Origin of the sequence: Methylobacterium sp. GC_Met_2, from assembly GCF_026540795.1 — a bacterium.
Classification (GTDB): Bacteria; Pseudomonadota; Alphaproteobacteria; order Rhizobiales; family Beijerinckiaceae; genus Methylobacterium.
The window spans coordinates 1-15,903 of the sequence record NZ_JALNUM010000072.1 but is presented as its reverse complement, the minus strand read 5'-3'; the positions used below and the strand labels follow the sequence as shown (position 1 = coordinate 15,903).

Genomic DNA, 15,903 nt, shown 5'->3' with positions numbered 1-15,903 from the left:
GACGAAGGGCATCGCAATGAGCGCACGCAAGAAGACCCTGGGCGAGCTGCGCAGCCAGCGCTGGTTCGGCGCCACCGACCTGCGCAGCTTCGGCCACCGCTCGCGCATGCTCCAGATGGGCTACGAGCGCGCCGACTTCAGCGACAAGCCGGTGATCGGCATCATCAACACGTGGAGCGACATCAACCCCTGCCACCAGCACTTCAAGGCCCGGGTCGAGCACGTGAAGCGCGGCGTCTGGCAGGCGGGGGGCTTTCCGATCGAGCTGCCGGCGCTCTCGCTGTCAGAGAACTTCGTGAAGCCCACCACGATGCTCTACCGCAACCTCCTCGCCATGGAGGTCGAGGAGCTGCTGCGCCAGCATCCCGTAGACGGCGCGGTGCTGATGGGCGGTTGCGACAAGACCACGCCCGGCACCGTGATGGGCGGCATCTCCATGAACCTGCCGATGATCTTCCTGCCGGCCGGCCCGATGATGCGCGGGCATTCCGGCGGCACGATCCTCGGTTCGGGCTCCGACGTGTGGAAGTACTGGGCCGAGAAGGAGGCCGGGAACATCACCACACAGGAGTGGAACGACATGGAGGCGGGCATCGCCCGCTCGGCCGGCACCTGCATGACCATGGGCACGGCGTCGACCATGACGTCGATCACCGAGGCCTTGGGGCTCACCCTGCCGGGCGCGGCCTCGATCCCGGCGGCGGATGCCGACCATCCCCGCATGGCCGGCGCCTGCGGCCGGCGGATCGTCGAGATGATCTGGGAGGATCTGAAGCCCTCCGACATCCTCGACCGGCGCTCCGTCGACAACGCGCTGGTCGTCCACAACGCGCTCGCCGGCTCGACCAACGCGATGATCCACCTCGTCGCCATGGCGGGGCGCGCCGGCATTCCGGTCAAGCTCACCGAGTTCGACGACTTCGCCCAGCGTGTGCCGGTGATCGCCAACCTACGCCCCTCCGGTCAGTGGCTGATGGAGGATTTCCACATCGCGGGCGGGATCCGGGCGCTGATGGCCCGACTCACCCCCCTCCTCCACCTCGACGCCCGCGCGGTCAGCGGCGGCACGATCGGCGACGGGCTCGCTGGCATCCGGGTCTTCAACGACGACGTGATCCGGCCGCTGGACCAGCCGATCGTCGCCATGGGCGGCACCGCGATCCTCTACGGCAACCTCGCCCCGGATGGCTGCGTGATCAAGCCGCCGGCTGCCGACCCGCGCTTCCTTCAGCATACCGGCCCGGCGCTGGTCTTCGACAATTACGACGCGATGAACGCGGCGGTGAACGACCTCGACCTCGACGTGACGCCCGACCACGTGATGATCCTGCGCAATGCCGGACCGATCGGCGGCCCCGGCATGCCGGAATGGGGCATGCTGCCGATCCCGAAGGTGCTGCTGCGGCAGGGCGTGCGCGACATGGTCCGGATCTCGGACGCGCGGATGAGCGGCACCAGCTACGGCGCCTGCATCCTGCACGTCGCGCCGGAATCGGCGGCCGGCGGGCCGCTCGCGGCGGTCCGCAACGGCGATCTGATCACCGTGGACGTGCCGGGACGACGGATCCACCTGCATCTCGACGACGCCGCGATCGCCGAGCGCGTGAAGGCGTTCCGGCCGCCGGACCGGGCCTACCCGCGGGGCTACAACCGCCTGTTCGCCCAGCACGTGCGGCAGGCCCACGAGGGCTGCGACTTCGATTTCCTGGAGGGCGCGGGCGGAATCCCGGAACCCGAGATCCACTGACCCTTCCTCGGGTCGCCCGGCTTCTGAATTCACACAGCGCGGCCGGACGAAGCGATCTGGAACGAAGCGCGGGTTCCCTCCCCCTTGCGGGGAAGGGTCAGGGGTGGCCGCAGGATCGAGCGGTCCGGTGCCTCCTGCACCCACCCCCACCTCCGACTCCTCCCCGCAAGGGGGAGGAGGGCGCGTGTCCCAAGCCGAGTATTACACAGGGAGGACGCATGGCGATGATCGCGCGCAGGGGGCTGCTCGCCGGGGCGGCCCTCATCGGGGCCGCACGGGCGGCGGGGGCGGGCTGGGAACCGTCGCAGCGCGTGCCCGACCCGGCCGTGGAGATCCTCGATCAGGCCTTCGCCAAGTACCGTCTCGCCTCGGCGACGGTGGAGCGGGTCGCCACGGGCTTTCGCTGGGCGGAGGGGCCGGTCTGGTTCGGCGATATGGGTTCGCTGCTGTTCAGCGACGTCGTCAACGACCGGATCATGAAGTGGGACGAGTCTTCGGGCACGCTCTCGGTGTTCCGCAATCCGTCGAACTACGCCAACGGCAACACCCGCGACCGGCTGGGCCGGCTGATCACCTGCCAGCACAAGAGCCGCAGCGTCACCCGCACCGAGCACGACGGCAGCCTCACCACGCTGCTCGACCGGTTCGACGGCAAGCCGCTGAATTCGCCCAACGACGTGGTGTGCCATTCCGACGGGGCGATCTGGTTCACCGATCCGGCCTTCGGGCCGAACCCGCACGAGTCGATGGCGGCGCCGGAGCTTCCGGGCAACGTCTACCGGATCGATCCGAAGACGGGACAGGCCAACGTCGCGGTCGAAGGTGTGGCAGGGCCGAACGGCCTGTGCTTCTCGCCGGACGAGTCGAAGCTCTACGTCATCGAGGCCCGGGCCAAGCCCAACCGCCTGATCCGCGTCTACGACGTGGTCGAGAATGGCACCAGGATCGCCAACGGGCGGGTGTTCTACGATGCCGGCACCGGTACGCCGGACGGGTTCCGGGTCGATGTCGATGGCAACCTGTGGTGCGGCTGGGGGATGAGCGAGGCCGAGGACGGGGTTCTGGTGCTGTCGCCGCAGGCCAAGCCGATTGGCCGGATCCGCCTGCCGGAACGCTGCGCCAACCTGTGCTTCGGCGGCCTCAACCGCAATCTGTTGCTGATGACGGCGGTGCACGCGATCTACGCGCTGTACGTGAACACGCGGGGTGCCGGGACCTGCTGAAACCGCTTCGCGGAATCCGATGGTTCTTTCCTATCCGGCTCCGCTTGCAAGGACGGGGGCGTGAGCCCCCGCCCGCCCTACTCCGCGGCTTCCGCCAGATATCGCGCCGGGTCGTAATTCAGGATCGGCCCGAGCCAGCGCTCGACCTCGCGGACATCCATGCCCTTGCGGACCGCGTAATCCTCGACCTGATCGCGCTCCACCTTGGCGACGCCGAAGTAATGCGCCTCCGGATGGGCGATGTAGACCCCAGACACCGAGGAGCCCGGCCACATCGCGTAGGATTCGGTGAGCTTCACGCCGATCCGGCTCTCGGCCTTGAGCAGATCGAACAGCGTGGTCTTCTCGGTGTGGTCGGGCTGGGACGGGTAACCGGGGGCGGGGCGGATCCCGGCGTACTCCTCCTTCATCAGCTCTTCGGGGGCGTAGGTCTCCGTGGCCGCGTAGCCCCAGAACTCCTTGCGCACCCGCTCGTGCATGCGCTCGGCGAAGGCCTCGGCGATGCGGTCGGCCAGGGCCTTCACGAGGATTGCCCGGTAATCGTCGTTGGCCCGCTCGAACCGCTCGGCGATCCGAACCTCCTCCAGGCCGGCCGTCACCACGAAGCCGCCGATATAGTCGGCGATGCCGGTCTCGGCCGGCGCCACGAAGTCCGACAGGCAGGTGTTCGAACGCCCGTCCCGCTTCGAGAGCTGCTGGCGCAGGCCGTGGAAGGTCGCCAGCCGATCCGACCGGCTCTCGCCCGTGTAGAGCGCGATGTCGTCGCCGATGCTGTTGGCCGGCCAGAAGCCGATCACCGCCTTCGGATTGAACCAGCGCTCCGCCACGATCTGCTTCAGCATCTCCTGCGCATCCTCGTAGAGGGCGCGGGCGGCCGGGCCCTGATCGGGGTCGTCCAGGATCGCCGGGAAGCGGCCCTTGAACTCGTAGGTCTGCAGGAACGGCGTCCAGTCGATGTAGGGCACGAGGTCGGCGACCTCGTAGGAGCCGTAGACCCGGGCGCCGGTGAAGCTCGGCTTGGCCGGCTTGTAGGCCGACCAGTCGATCTTGAACGGGTTGGCGCGGGCCTTGGCCAGCGGCAGCCGCTGCTTGTCGAGTTCCGAGCGCTTGTGGGCGTCGGCGACCTTGGCGTACTCGGCCCGGACCTTCTCGATCGTGGCGCCGCGGGTCTCCTTGGAGATCAGGCTCGACACCACACCGACCGCGCGGCTCGCATCGGTGACGTAGATCGCCTGACCCTTGGCGTAGGCCGGGTGGATCTTCACCGCCGTGTGGACGCGGCTGGTGGTGGCGCCGCCGATCAGCAGCGGCACGTCGAACCCCTCGCGCTCCATCTCGCCGGCCACATGGACCATCTCGTCCAGCGACGGGGTGATCAGGCCCGACAGGCCGACGATGTCGACCTGCTCGCGCTTGGCGGTCTCCAGGATCTTGGCAGCCGGCACCATCACGCCGAGATCGATGATCTCGTAGTTGTTGCAGGCCAGCACGACGCCGACGATGTTCTTGCCGATATCGTGGACGTCGCCCTTCACGGTGGCCATCAGCACCTTGCCGGCGGCCTGCCGCTTGCCGTCGCCGCCATTGGCGAGCTTCTCGGCCTCCATGTAGGGCTCGAGATAGGCGACCGCCTGCTTCATCACCCGGGCGGATTTCACCACCTGCGGCAGGAACATCTTGCCCGCCCCAAACAGGTCGCCGACCACGTTCATGCCCGACATCAGCGGGCCCTCGATGACGTGGAGCGGGCGCTCGACACCCTGGCGGGCCTCTTCGGTGTCGGCCACGATGTACTCGGTGATGCCGTTGACCAGGGCGTGCTCGATGCGCTTGGCGACCGGCGCCTCGCGCCAGGTCAGATCTGCGGTCTTGGCCTGCGCCGAGGCGCCAGTCTTGAACCGCTCCGCCGCCTCCAGCAGGCGCTCGGTGGAATCGTCGCGGCGGTTGAGGACCACGTCCTCGCACAGCTCGCGCAGCTCGGCCGGGATCTCGTCGTAGACGGCAAGCTGGCCGGCATTGACGATGCCCATATCCATGCCCGCCTGGATGCAGTGGAACAGGAACACCGCGTGCATCGCCTCGCGCACCGGCTCGTTGCCGCGGAACGCGAAGCTGAGGTTCGAGACGCCCCCCGAGATATGGGCGTGCGGCAGGGTCTCGCGGATCGTGCGGGTCGCGTCGATGAAGGCGACACCATACGGATTGTGTTCTTCAATACCCGTGGCAACCGCAAAAATATTCGGATCGAAGATGATGTCCTCGGGCGGGAAGCCGACCTGCTCGGTCAGGATCCGGTAGGCCTTGGTGCAGATCTCGACCTTGCGCTCGTAGCTGTCCGCCTGCCCCTGCTCGTCGAAGGCCATCACCACCACGGCGGCGCCGTAGGAGCGGCAGACCTTTGCGGCCTCGATGAACTTGTCCGCGCCCTCCTTCATGGAGATCGAGTTCACGATCGGCTTGCCCTGGATGCACTTCAAGCCGGCCTCGATCACCTCGAACTTCGAGGAATCGACCATCACGGGCACCCGGGCGATGTCGGGCTCGGCGGCGACGAGGTTGAGGAACTCGACCATCGCCTTCTGCGAGTCGAGCAGGCCCTCATCCATGTTGACGTCGATCACCTGGGCGCCGGCCGCGACCTGATCGCGCGCGACGTCGAGCGCCGCCGCGTAGTCGCCGTTGGTGATCAGTTTGCGGAATTTGGCCGAGCCGGTGACGTTCGTGCGCTCACCGACATTCACGAAGGGGATCTCCTTCGTGAGCACGAAGGGCTCGAGGCCCGACAGCCGCATCAGGCGGGGCACCTCGGGGATCGGCCGCGGCGCCTTGCCGGCGACCGCCTCCGCGATGGCCCGGATATGGTCCGGTGTGGTGCCACAGCAGCCGCCGACCATGTTGACGAGGCCGGATTCGGCGAATTCGCCGACCAGCTTGCCCATCGCCTCCGGGCTCTCGTCGTAGAGGCCGAACTCGTTCGGCAGGCCGGCATTCGGGTAGGCGCAGACCAGCGTGTCGCAGATCCGCGACAGCTCGGCGATGTGGCCGCGCATCTCGCGGGCGCCGAGCGCGCAGTTGAGGCCGAAGGTCAGCGGCTCGGAATGGCGCAGGGAGTGCCAGAAGGCCGCCGGGGTCTGGCCCGACAGGGTGCGGCCCGAGAGATCCGTGATCGTGCCGGAGATCTGGATCGGCAGCCGGATGCCGGTCTCGTCGAAGACCTGCCACGCCGCCGCCACCGCCGCCTTGGCGTTGAGCGTGTCGAAGATCGTCTCGATCAGGATCAGCTCGGCGCCGCCGTCGATCAGGCCGTGGATCTGCTCGACATAGGCCTGCTTGACCTGATCGAAGGTGACCGCCCGGAAGCCTGGATCGTTCACGTCCGGCGAGATCGACAGGGTGCGGTTCGTCGGGCCGATGGCGCCGGCCACGAAGCGGCGGCGGCCATCCTTCTCTTCAGCGAGCTTGGCGGCCTCCCGGGCGAGCCGCGCGCCTTGGGCGTTCAGCTCGTGGATGATCGATTCCATGCCGTAATCGGCCTGGGCGATGGTGGTGCCCGAGAAGGTGTTGGTCTCGCAGACGTCGGCGCCGGCCAGGAAGTAGTCGAGGTGGATCTGCCGGATCGCGTCAGGCTGGGTCAGGATCAGGAGGTCGTTGTTGCCCTTCTGATCGTGGCTGTGATCCTTGAACCGGTCCCCGCGAAAGTCCTCTTCCGAGTACTTGAGCCGCTGGATCACCGTGCCCATCGCCCCGTCGAGGACGAGGATCTTCTCCGCCGCGCGCTGGCGCAGGGCCTTGGCGATCTCGGTGCCGTCGACGGGGGCAAAAGCGGTCATCATGCGTCCTGTCAGATCACCTCATCCGAGGTGCCGGAGCGAAGCGGAGGCCTCGCAGGAGGCCTCCAGATGTCTCGGTGTTCTCTTTAACCCTCCTTCGAGGCCGCTTTCGCGGCACCTCAGGATGAGGTGGAGGGTGGGATCGATCGGCGTTTCGGGCCGGGCGCGGTCAACCCGTCTTTTCCAGGGCTGCGAGGCGCTTCTCGATCGCGTCGAGCCGGTCCTCGACCTCCGCGGCGGCGTAGCGGCCAAGGACCGATTCGCCGTTCACGGCTTCGCGGAGATTGTCGAACCGGCGTTCAAGTTTGTCGAACCGCGCGTCGTGCTCTTCGAGCTTGCGGTCGACGCGCTCGAAACCTGCGCCCAACTCCGCTCTCATCTCCCGGAGGAGCGGAACGATCATATCCGGTGGCTCAGCCATCGCGATGAACCCCCTGCCGCGCCCGCACGGGGCGCAGCTGAAATCTAAGCCGCCGCCTTCGCCGCCGCCAGCTTCGGCGCTTGGGCACGCAGGCCGAGCAGGTGGCAGATCGCGTAGACGAGATCCGAGCGGTTCATCGAGTAGAAGTGGAAGTCGTTCACGCCCTCGTCCACAAGGTCGAGCACCTGCTCGGCCGCCACCGCGCCGGCCACAAGGCGGCGGGTCTCGACATCGCTCTCCAGCCCTTCAAATCGGGCGGCCAGCCAGTACGGCACCGAGGCGCCGGTGCGGCGGGCGAAGTTCGCCGCCTGCTTGAAGTTCTGCACCGGCAGGATGCCCGGGATGATCGGGATCGTGATCCCGGCGGCCCGGACCTTCTCCAGGTAGCGCAGATAGATCTCGTTCTCGAAGAAGAACTGGGTGATCGCCTGGTCGGCGCCGGCATCGACCTTGGCCTTCAGCGCGTCGATGTCGGCGTCGAGGGAGGCCGCCTCGGGATGCTTCTCGGGGTAGGCCGAGACCGAGACCTTGAAGTCGCCGATCCGCTTGATTCCCTCCACCAGCTCCGCGGTCGAGGCGTAGCCCTCCGGATGCGGCCGGTAGGCATGGCCGACGCCTTCGGCTGGATCGCCGCGTAGAGCTACGATGTGGCGCACGCCCGCATCCCAGTAGGACTGGACCACCGCGTCGATCTCCTCGCGGCTCGCGTCCACGCAGGTGAGGTGGGCGGCGGGCTTGAGGCTGGTTTCGTGGACCATCCGCGCCACCGTGTTGTGGGTTCGCTCGCGGGTCGAGCCACCGGCGCCGTAGGTCACCGAGACGAAGCTCGGCTGGAGCGGCGCGAGGCGCTCGATCGAGGCCCAGAGGATCTTCTCCATCTCGTCGGTCTTCGGCGGGAAGAACTCGATGGAGACGCGGATCGGGTGGTAGCCGTCGCGGCTGGCGCGGTGGGTGGAACGGCGCATCGGGTCTCGTCCTCTATGTCGGTCGGTTCAGACGATGGATCTGAGCCTCAGGCGACGGCGCGCTGGGGCTGTTCGGTGATGTCGTCGGCGAGCCCGTCCTGAGCCAGCCAAAGTGTGACGGTGAGCTGGCCCGACTCGCGCGGCGCCAGATCGCGGGTGGTGATTGTCGCAAGCCCGGCCTCCGCGAGCCAGCCGGACACCTGCTCGGCCGAGAAGCCGAGCCGCCGATGGGCCTGACCCGTGCGCAGGAATTCCAGCTCGTGGGTGGCGAAATCCACCACCAGCAACCGACCGCCCGGCGCCACGAGCCGTGCGGCCCCGCGCAGGGCCCGGGCCGGGTCGTCCAGATAATGCAGCACCTGATGCACCACCACGAGATCGAAGCTCGCCCGGGCGAAGGGTGGGGCATGGATGTCGCCCTGCCGCAGGTCCACCCGCGACAGGCCCTGACGCTCCAGGTTGGCCCGGGCGACCGACAGCATGGCGTGGCTCGAATCGAGCCCGGTGGCCCGCCCGGCGAGGGGCGCCAACAGGCCGAGCATCCGGCCGGTGCCGGTCCCGAGATCGATCAGGCTGCCGATCGGACGGTCGCCCAGCGCATTGAGCACCGCTGCCTCGACGACGGTTTCGCAGATGTGCAGGGAGCGCAGCTCGTCCCATTTGGGCGCCAGCCGGGCGAAGAAGGTCTGGGCCGTATCGGCCCGCTGCGCGCGCACGGCATCGAGACGGGCACGGTCCTCGGAGAGGGGCGGCGTGGTTCGGTCCAGCCCGGACAGAAGCGGATCGGCCAGCCCGGCGCGGGCTTCGGACAGGCGGAAGAACGCCCACGCACCCTCCCGGTGGCGCTCGACCAGCCCGGCCTCGACCAAAAGCTTGAGATGGCGCGAGATCCGCGGCTGCGACTGGCCGAGGATGTCGGTGAGGTCCGAGACCGAAAGCTCCCCCTCGACGAGCAGCGCCAGGATGCGCAGGCGTGTCTCCTCGGCAGCCGCGCGCAAGACGCCCAGGGCTTCCGGAAAGGGAATCGCTCCCGCCTCTCGCACCGCTTCGATAGACATAAAGATATGTTTATGTGCGTTTCGCGTTGGGCGCAAGCGCGAAACGTCATGGATTCGAAAGGTCCCGACCTTTCGCGGGTGCAGGGCAGCGCCCTGCTGTCGGGCTGTGCCCGATCGTTGGGCGAAGCCCGATCCACCGGGGCTCCCCCCGGTACCCCCGCCAAAGGGCTGAGCCCTTTGGAAACCCGGGATCGCTTCAGCGCAGCCAGTACCCGTCCGGGCGCAGCGGCTCCGGCATCGGCTCGCCGAGCGCGTGGTGGACGATCCGGTCCACGGTGCGGACCATCGCGTCGAGGGGCAGATCGTTCGGCTCGGTGCCGAAGGGTTCCTCCAGCTCGTCGCCGAGGGCGTCGAGGCCGAAGAACGTGTAGCCGACGAGCGCCACCACGATCGGCGTCCCCCAGCCCAGGGAGCCCGCGAGCCCCACCGGCAGGAGCAGGCAGTAGAGCCATGCGGTCCGGTAGACGAGGAGCGTGTAGGCGAAGGGGAGCGGCGTGTTGGCCAGCCGTTCGCAGGCGGTGTGGACGCCCGACAGTGCCTCGATCCGTGCCTCCAGGAGGCCGAACTGGATGTCGGTGAGCCGACCCGCGCGCAGGAGGACGGCCAGATCACGGGTCATGGCGGCGAGCACCGCATCCGTGGGGTTCGGGCCGGACAGGTCCGACCCGGGGACCCTGCCGTCCACGGCCGCGGCCTCGTCGAGGGCCCGCAGGCGAGCCCGCAAGCCGTGCGCGAAGGCCGACAGGCGCCGGAGCTGTGGCGCCGCCTCCCGGTCCGGGAGCAGAGCCGGCAGGGCGCGGGCGAGGTTGCGCACCTCGCCGATCAGGCTGCCCCAGTGCTTCCGGGCCTCCCACCAGCGCTCGTAGCAGGCGTTGTTGCGGAAGCTCAGGAAGATCGACAGCGCGAGGCCCACCACCGTGAACGGCGTCACCCCCGCGCTGACCGGGAAGAAGGCGGGCCAGCGCGCCTCCGTCCACACCATCGCGCAGGACACCGCGACGATGCCGACGAGCTTCGGCGCCACCCGCGGCAGGATCGAGCCGTGCAGGGTGAACAGCAGGGTCAGAAGGTTGGGCCGGGGGCGGACGATCATGCGGGCATCGGAGTGGAGGGCGCGGCCCTCGTGCCCCGCTTGACCCAGGCCCGCAAGGCATCCGGCTCAACACGTCTGCGTCAGATGTGCGAGCCGGGTGCCTTTGCCCCATCGTCGCGGACGTCGGGCTTCAGAAGCCGACGGCCTCCCGCACGAGGCAGGTTTCGGACAGCGCCGGCAGCGCGGCCCCCTCTGCCTCCGCCGTGCTGGTGAGCAGGCGGACGGAGGCCGGCGACCAGCAGGCGGGACGCTTGAACACGAAGGCGTTGCGCGCCCGGTGGTAGGGCGAATCCGGCTGGAAGAAGTTCCGGTACATCTGTGTCAGCTCGGCGCGCCGATACTGCGCCAGCGGGCGATGCGCCTCGTCGGCGGCCCGCGCCGCCTGCTTGCGCGCGGTGATCGCGGCGTGATCCTCCACCTTCGCGGCCGCGAAGGCCTGCACGGACAGCGCGAACGCCTCACCGGCAACCGCCCGGTCGGCGAGGCCGATGTCCGTGGCCCGGCGGGCGCTGATGGGCAGGCAAGATTCGGTCAGTTCGACCGCGCGCTCCCACCCGACCCGACGGGGCAGCAGGTAGGTCCAGTACTCCGAGCCGTAGAGCCAGCCCATGTTGCGGTAATGCGGGTTGAGCACCACGCCCTCGCGGACCAGCACGAAATCTGCAGCCAGCGGCAGGATCGCCCCGCCGGCGCCGACATTGCGGCCGACCGCAGCCACCACGACCGTGTCGGTCGCCAGGATGATCGCGCGGATCAGGTCGTCCATGGCCACGATGTTGGCCCAGGATTCGGCGGCGGCATCCGCGCTGGCCTCGATCGCGTTGAGGTGGATGCCGTTCGACCAGAGATCCTCGCCGCCCGCGAGCACGATCACCTTGGGTGCCTGGGCCCGCGCCTGTTCGAACGCGGCCTGGAGCTGGCGGCACTGGGCCGTGCTCATCGCGCCGTTATGGAAGTCGAAGCGCAGGTGGATGACGTCGCCCTGACGCTCGCTGCGCACCGCCTCGACCGGGTTCGGATAGGCGAGCTCCTCCGAGGGGCCGACCACCGGCAGGTCCGCGGGAAGCGCATCGCCGAGCACCTGAACGGCGTCGAGCTTGATGCCGCCCTCCTGCTTCGGCTTCAGGCGGCCGATCCAGACCGCACCGTCCACCGTCGCCCGGCAGATCGCGCCGCTCTCCGACCGGGCGATCACCGCGCCCGGCTCGCCCCGCAGGCGCGGCTCGGCGCTGGCGGCGTGCAGGTAGACCGGCCGGCCGTAGAGCTCGTCGAGGACGCCCGGCACCCCGTCGGCCGCGTGGATGCGCGCGAGGATCTCGGCCGTCTCATGCTGGCTCCAGTCGATGCGGCGGTCCGCCTGCTTCATCGACGGGCGCAGGCGGCCGAGGGCGGTCGGGGCGGCATAGTCGAGCGGCCGCGGGCGGAAGTCGGGCCGTTCGAGATTGGCCAGCGCCTCCCACAGGCAGGACACCGCGCCGTCGATCGCCTCTCGGCGGTAGATGCTGCTCTTGGGCGCTTGGCGCAGCGGGAAGGTCCGCGTCGCCCAGATCGGGCCGGCATCCATCTCGGCCTCGGCCTGCAGCAGGGTGACGCCCCAGATGTCCCAGCGCTCCTGGATGGCCCAGTCGAGGGCCGAGGGACCGCGGTCGCCCTCGATCCCCGGGTGGACGATCAGCGTGAGATAGGCGCGCCAGAGCCGTTCCGGGATGGCGCGGGTGAGGAACGGGGCGATCGTCAGATCCGGGCGGAACGCCGCGAACGCGTCGGCGAGGCGGTCCTCGTCGCCGGCATAGACCTCGACCGCGACCTCATGCCCGGCATCGGACAGCTCGACGAAAAACCTCTGCGTCATGCTGTTGAACGCGGAAGAGACGAGAAGCACGCGCATGAGAATACCCGATATCAATTCGGCTGGAACCAAACCAATCTCGGGTTTATTCCCTGTATTTTATTGTCTTCCGAAAACGTCTTGAATCTATAAAACGGATTTGACGATCAAAAAAGCGCGTCGAATCGATCAGGACATCAGCGTCGATGCGATCTATTCTATGAAACGACTTCGATCAAGCTTTGCCGCGTGGCGGTCTTCCGAACGGGCGGTCGCGCTCAGGGCGCCCCAGGGGCCGCTTCGGGCGTGCGCAGATAGCTCGGGACGATGTGCTCCGCCGGGACGCAGACGTCAGACCGGCTCGGCGTCCCACAGCCACGCCGCCCCGCGCACGCCCGAGGCGTCGCCGTGCAGGCTCGCCCGCACCGGGGTGTCGAAGGCGTCGGAGAAGACGTGTGGGGCGACCGCCGCGGGCAGCCCGGCGATCAGTTCGGGGATCCGCGACAGGCCGCCGCCGATCACGATCACGTCCGGATCCAGTAGGTTCACCACCTGGGCGGCCGCTCGTCCGAGCCGGTCGAGGTGGTTGGCCAGCGTCGCCTGCGCCTCGGGGTCGCCGGCGCGGGCGGCGGCTACGATCGCCTCGGCGGACATGTCCCCACCGTGCCGCCGCGCGTGGTCGGCCGCGAGACCGGGCCCGGCCAGCCAAGTCTCGACGCAGCCGCGCCGACCGCAATAGCAGGAGGCACCCGGCCGCTCGTCGTCCCGGGCCCCCGGAAGCGGGCCGTGGCCCCATTCGCCAGCGATCGCGTTGCGGCCCGTGAGCACCCGTCCGTCGATGGCGATGCCCGAGCCGACGCCGGTGCCGAGGATCACCGCCCAGACGACCCGTGCGCCCGCGCCCGCGCCGTCGATCGCCTCCGAGACGGCGAGGCAGTTGGCGTCGTTCTCGATCCGTAGCGGCCGCTCGAGCCGTCGGGCGAGATCCGCCGCGAAGGGATGTCCGTTGAGCCAGTATGAATTGGCGTTGCGCACGAGGCCGGTGGCGGGGGACAGGCTCCCCGGCATGCCGATGCCGACGGTGCAGGGCGTGCCCGCCGCGGCCTCGAGCTTCAGGACGAGGCTTGCCAACGCTTCGATCGTCGCCCGGTAGTCGCCGCGCGGGGCGGCCATCCGGGCCTCGGCCAGCGTCGCGCCGTCCCGGTCGAGGACGATCCCGGCGATCTTGGTGCCGCCGAGATCGATGCCGAGGCGCGCCCGGCCGGAAGAGGCCGCCATCACTCGGCGGCGGCGACCTTGCCGTCCGTCCCCATCGGCTGCGGCGTCTCGTCGGTGATGTGCGTGCCGATGGCGACCGGATGGGCCATGACCTCGTTGAGCTTGGCCATGTCGAGCTCGCTTTCCCAGCGGCTGATCACCACGCAGGCGACGCCGTTGCCCACGAGGTTGGTGAGCGCGCGGCACTCGGACATGAACTTGTCGATGCCGAGCACCAGGGTCATGGCGGCCACCGGGACCGGGCTGTTGGGGATCGCCGAGAGCGTCGCCGCCAGGGTGATGAAGCCCGCGCCGGTCACGCCCGAGGCGCCCTTCGAGGTCAGCATCGCCACCAGGATGATGGTCGCGTATTGCGAGACGGTCAGATCCGCGCCCACCGCCTGCGCCAGGAACAGGGTGGCCAGCGTCATGTAGATGTTGGTGCCGTCGAGGTTGAACGAGTAACCCGTGGGCACCACCAGCCCGACGACCGAATCCGAGGCGCCGAGCCGGCGCATCTTGGTCATGAGCTGCGGCAGCACCGTCTCGGACGAGGAGGTGCCGACCACGATCAGCAACTCGTCCTTGATGTAGGCGAGGAAGCGCAGGATCGAGAAGCCCGCTACCCGGGCGATCGAGCCGAGCACCACGAGGACGAACAGGATCGCGGTGACGTAGAAGGTGCCGACCAGCCACGCGAGGTCGTAGACCTTCTGGATGCCGTACTCGCCGATGGTGAACGCCATGGCGCCGAAGGCGCCCACGGGGGCGAGCTTCACCACGATGCCGATGATCTTGAAGAAGATCTGCCCGGCGGTGTCGATCGCGTGGTTCACCGCAGCCGCCCGCTCGCCCAGGCTCGTCACCACGACACCCGTGAGGATCGAGATCAGCAGAACCTGCAGCAGGTCGCCGGTGGCGAAGGGGTCGAAGAAGCTCTTGGGGATGATCGCCAGGATGTGGGCCACGGTGGAATCGGCCGCCGCCTTGTTGGCGTAGCTCGCGACCTTGCTGGCATCCAGCTTCGACGGGTCGGCGTTGAAGCCGGCGCCGGGCTTGATCACCTCGCCGACCAGCACGCCGACCAGCAGCGCCAGGGTGGAGACCACCTCGAAATAGAACAGCGCCTTCACGCCGACCCGGCCGACCTTCTTGAGGTCGCCGACCGACGCAATGCCGTGCACGATGGTGCAGAAGATGATCGGCGCGATCATCATCTTGATCAGGCCGATGAAGGCGTCGCCGAGCCATTTCATCGCCTTGCCGGCGGCCGGGTCGTACCAGCCAAGCAGGACGCCGAGGGCGATGGCAATCAGAACCTGGATGTAGAGCACCTTGTACCAGGGTTCGCGCGGCGCGGCGGCCGGACCTGTCGCGTGGATTGCCTGTGCCATGTCCATCCCGTGCGACTGCCGCGCACCCTCCCGATTTGGTGGCACGCTAGCGACTCTCGTCCCGCGCCTCAACGGCAGGTCGGTAATCTACCGGGAACCAACCGTGACAAAAACCTGTCGATCCCACCCGTAAAGTACTTCTCCCGACCGACATTCGCGCTCATCCCATGAAGCGCGGCTATTTTTTGACTGCCGCCGGATTTCGCCCTCCGTCCAACGGCGTTCAGAGACATTCCGGAGGTTTTCCGTGGCTGTGCGTCATTGGGCCGGGGCCGCGTTGCTCGGCGGACTCTTGTCCTGCGTCCTGTCCGCTCCGGCCTCGGCCGGAATCGTCGCCCAGATCGACCAGGGGCGCCAGCGGATGCGCGTCTTCGTCGATGGCTATCCCGCCTATGACTGGCCCGTGTCCACCGCCCGGACCGGCTACGTCACGCCCAACGGCCGGTTCCGGGTCGGGCTGATGGCCCCGATGTGGCGCTCGCGCAAGTATCACGGCTCGCCGATGCCGCACGCCATGTTCTTCCGCGGCGGCTACGCGATCCATGGCACTTACGCGACGGGCTCGCTCGGGCGCCGGGCCAGCCACGGCTGCATCCGCCTGTCGCCAGGTCACGCGGCCGCTCTGTTTCAACTGGCTCGCAACCGGGGTGGGGCGGCGGTGGTGATCCGCAACTGAGGCCGGGCGGGCCGGGCGCCCCGCATACAAAGAGGGCCGCGGCACATCATGCACCGCGGCCCGGATATCACGCGTCGTTCCGGCTTGGCCGGACGGCGTCTCAGGTCTGCTGCTGGGTGCGGCGGGGGCGCACGGTCCAGCGCTCGAACATCGAACCCGGATCCTCGCTCTTTCCGTCCTTGGCCTCGCCGCCATGCTCCGGCTGCTGGTGGATCGCCGCGCCGAGCGCCTGCGACAGGCTCTCGATCACATCGTCGATGCGGGTGTCGCCGTGCAGCGCGTCCGAAGCACTGGCCTGTGCCGCGGGGGCTTCCTGGTGGACCGGCTGATGGACGACGGGCTCCGGGGCGGGCGGCGGAGCTTCCGGCTCGGCGTGATGCTCGGGCTCCGGCGCGCTGTGATCCGCTGCGA

11 protein-coding genes and 1 pseudogene are annotated in these 15,903 nt (G+C 68.7%); 3 read left to right on the top strand and 9 right to left on the bottom strand.

Going from position 1 to position 15,903, the window contains the following annotated elements; genetic code table 11:
- Positions 1-16 precede the first annotated feature (16 nt).
- Together araD and OXS49_RS21570 are read left to right on the top strand one after the other, a co-directional pair.
- Positions 17-1,747 (top strand): L-arabinonate dehydratase, encoded by a 1,731-nt coding sequence (gene araD, locus OXS49_RS21575; protein WP_243998480.1) that lies wholly within the window; start codon positions 17-19, stop codon positions 1,745-1,747.
- A gap of 218 nt (positions 1,748-1,965) precedes the next feature.
- Positions 1,966-2,970 (top strand): SMP-30/gluconolactonase/LRE family protein, encoded by a 1,005-nt coding sequence (locus tag OXS49_RS21570; RefSeq protein ID WP_267426626.1) that lies wholly within the window; start codon positions 1,966-1,968, stop codon positions 2,968-2,970.
- Between the two features lie 77 nt (positions 2,971-3,047).
- Here OXS49_RS21570 and metH read toward each other — a convergent pair whose 3' ends face one another.
- The 8 genes from metH to OXS49_RS21530 form a co-directional block, all read right to left on the bottom strand.
- Complete coding sequence (gene metH / locus OXS49_RS21565; RefSeq protein ID WP_267426641.1) at positions 3,048-6,800, bottom strand: methionine synthase; 3,753 nt, start codon at positions 6,798-6,800, stop codon at positions 3,048-3,050.
- A gap of 169 nt (positions 6,801-6,969) precedes the next feature.
- Positions 6,970-7,203, bottom strand: coding sequence for a hypothetical protein (locus tag OXS49_RS21560; protein WP_267426625.1), 234 nt, complete (start codon positions 7,201-7,203; stop codon positions 6,970-6,972).
- A gap of 62 nt (positions 7,204-7,265) precedes the next feature.
- Positions 7,266-8,186 (bottom strand): methylenetetrahydrofolate reductase [NAD(P)H], encoded by a 921-nt coding sequence (gene metF / locus OXS49_RS21555; RefSeq protein ID WP_243998486.1) that lies wholly within the window; start codon positions 8,184-8,186, stop codon positions 7,266-7,268.
- Positions 8,187-8,233: 47 nt separating this feature from the next.
- The gene (locus OXS49_RS21550; protein WP_243998488.1) at positions 8,234-9,244 is read right to left on the bottom strand and encodes a metalloregulator ArsR/SmtB family transcription factor; all 1,011 of its coding nucleotides are present in this window, start codon (positions 9,242-9,244) and stop codon (positions 8,234-8,236) included.
- Positions 9,245-9,440: 196 nt separating this feature from the next.
- Positions 9,441-10,337: a bestrophin family protein gene (locus OXS49_RS21545; RefSeq protein ID WP_243998490.1), complete on the bottom strand. Its 897-nt coding sequence runs from the start codon at positions 10,335-10,337 to the stop codon at positions 9,441-9,443.
- Positions 10,338-10,467: 130 nt separating this feature from the next.
- Positions 10,468-12,189 (bottom strand): enoyl-CoA hydratase-related protein, encoded by a 1,722-nt coding sequence (locus OXS49_RS21540; protein ID WP_267426623.1) that lies wholly within the window; start codon positions 12,187-12,189, stop codon positions 10,468-10,470.
- 327 nt (positions 12,190-12,516) lie between these two features.
- Complete coding sequence (locus OXS49_RS21535) at positions 12,517-13,443, bottom strand: ROK family protein (RefSeq protein ID WP_267426622.1); 927 nt, start codon at positions 13,441-13,443, stop codon at positions 12,517-12,519.
- Positions 13,443-14,816 (bottom strand): dicarboxylate/amino acid:cation symporter, encoded by a 1,374-nt coding sequence (locus tag OXS49_RS21530; protein ID WP_267426621.1) that lies wholly within the window; start codon positions 14,814-14,816, stop codon positions 13,443-13,445. The genes OXS49_RS21535 and OXS49_RS21530 overlap by 1 nt, the downstream gene beginning before the upstream one ends.
- 247 nt (positions 14,817-15,063) lie before the next feature.
- On the opposite strand from OXS49_RS21530, the gene OXS49_RS21525 reads away from it, so the two are divergent.
- Positions 15,064-15,492: a L,D-transpeptidase gene (locus tag OXS49_RS21525; RefSeq protein WP_346016965.1), complete on the top strand. Its 429-nt coding sequence runs from the start codon at positions 15,064-15,066 to the stop codon at positions 15,490-15,492.
- 100 nt (positions 15,493-15,592) lie between these two features.
- On the opposite strand, the pseudogene OXS49_RS21520 reads toward OXS49_RS21525, so the two are convergent.
- A pseudogene (locus OXS49_RS21520) lies at positions 15,593-15,903 on the bottom strand (hypothetical protein); the annotation flags it as partial.

Coding starts and splice junctions, on each gene's coding strand:
- metF (WP_243998486.1), bottom strand. CDS start 8,186: ATGCGCCGTTCCACCCACCGCGCCAGCCGCGACGGCTACCACCCGATC.
- OXS49_RS21540 (WP_267426623.1), bottom strand. CDS start 12,189: ATGACGCAGAGGTTTTTCGTCGAGCTGTCCGATGCCGGGCATGAGGTC.
- araD (WP_243998480.1), top strand. CDS start 17: ATGAGCGCACGCAAGAAGACCCTGGGCGAGCTGCGCAGCCAGCGCTGG.
- OXS49_RS21550 (WP_243998488.1), bottom strand. CDS start 9,244: ATGTCTATCGAAGCGGTGCGAGAGGCGGGAGCGATTCCCTTTCCGGAA.
- OXS49_RS21545 (WP_243998490.1), bottom strand. CDS start 10,337: ATGATCGTCCGCCCCCGGCCCAACCTTCTGACCCTGCTGTTCACCCTG.
- metH (WP_267426641.1), bottom strand. CDS start 6,800: ATGACCGCTTTTGCCCCCGTCGACGGCACCGAGATCGCCAAGGCCCTG.
- OXS49_RS21560 (WP_267426625.1), bottom strand. CDS start 7,203: ATGATCGTTCCGCTCCTCCGGGAGATGAGAGCGGAGTTGGGCGCAGGT.
- OXS49_RS21570 (WP_267426626.1), top strand. CDS start 1,966: ATGGCGATGATCGCGCGCAGGGGGCTGCTCGCCGGGGCGGCCCTCATC.
- OXS49_RS21535 (WP_267426622.1), bottom strand. CDS start 13,443: ATGGCGGCCTCTTCCGGCCGGGCGCGCCTCGGCATCGATCTCGGCGGC.
- OXS49_RS21530 (WP_267426621.1), bottom strand. CDS start 14,816: ATGGCACAGGCAATCCACGCGACAGGTCCGGCCGCCGCGCCGCGCGAA.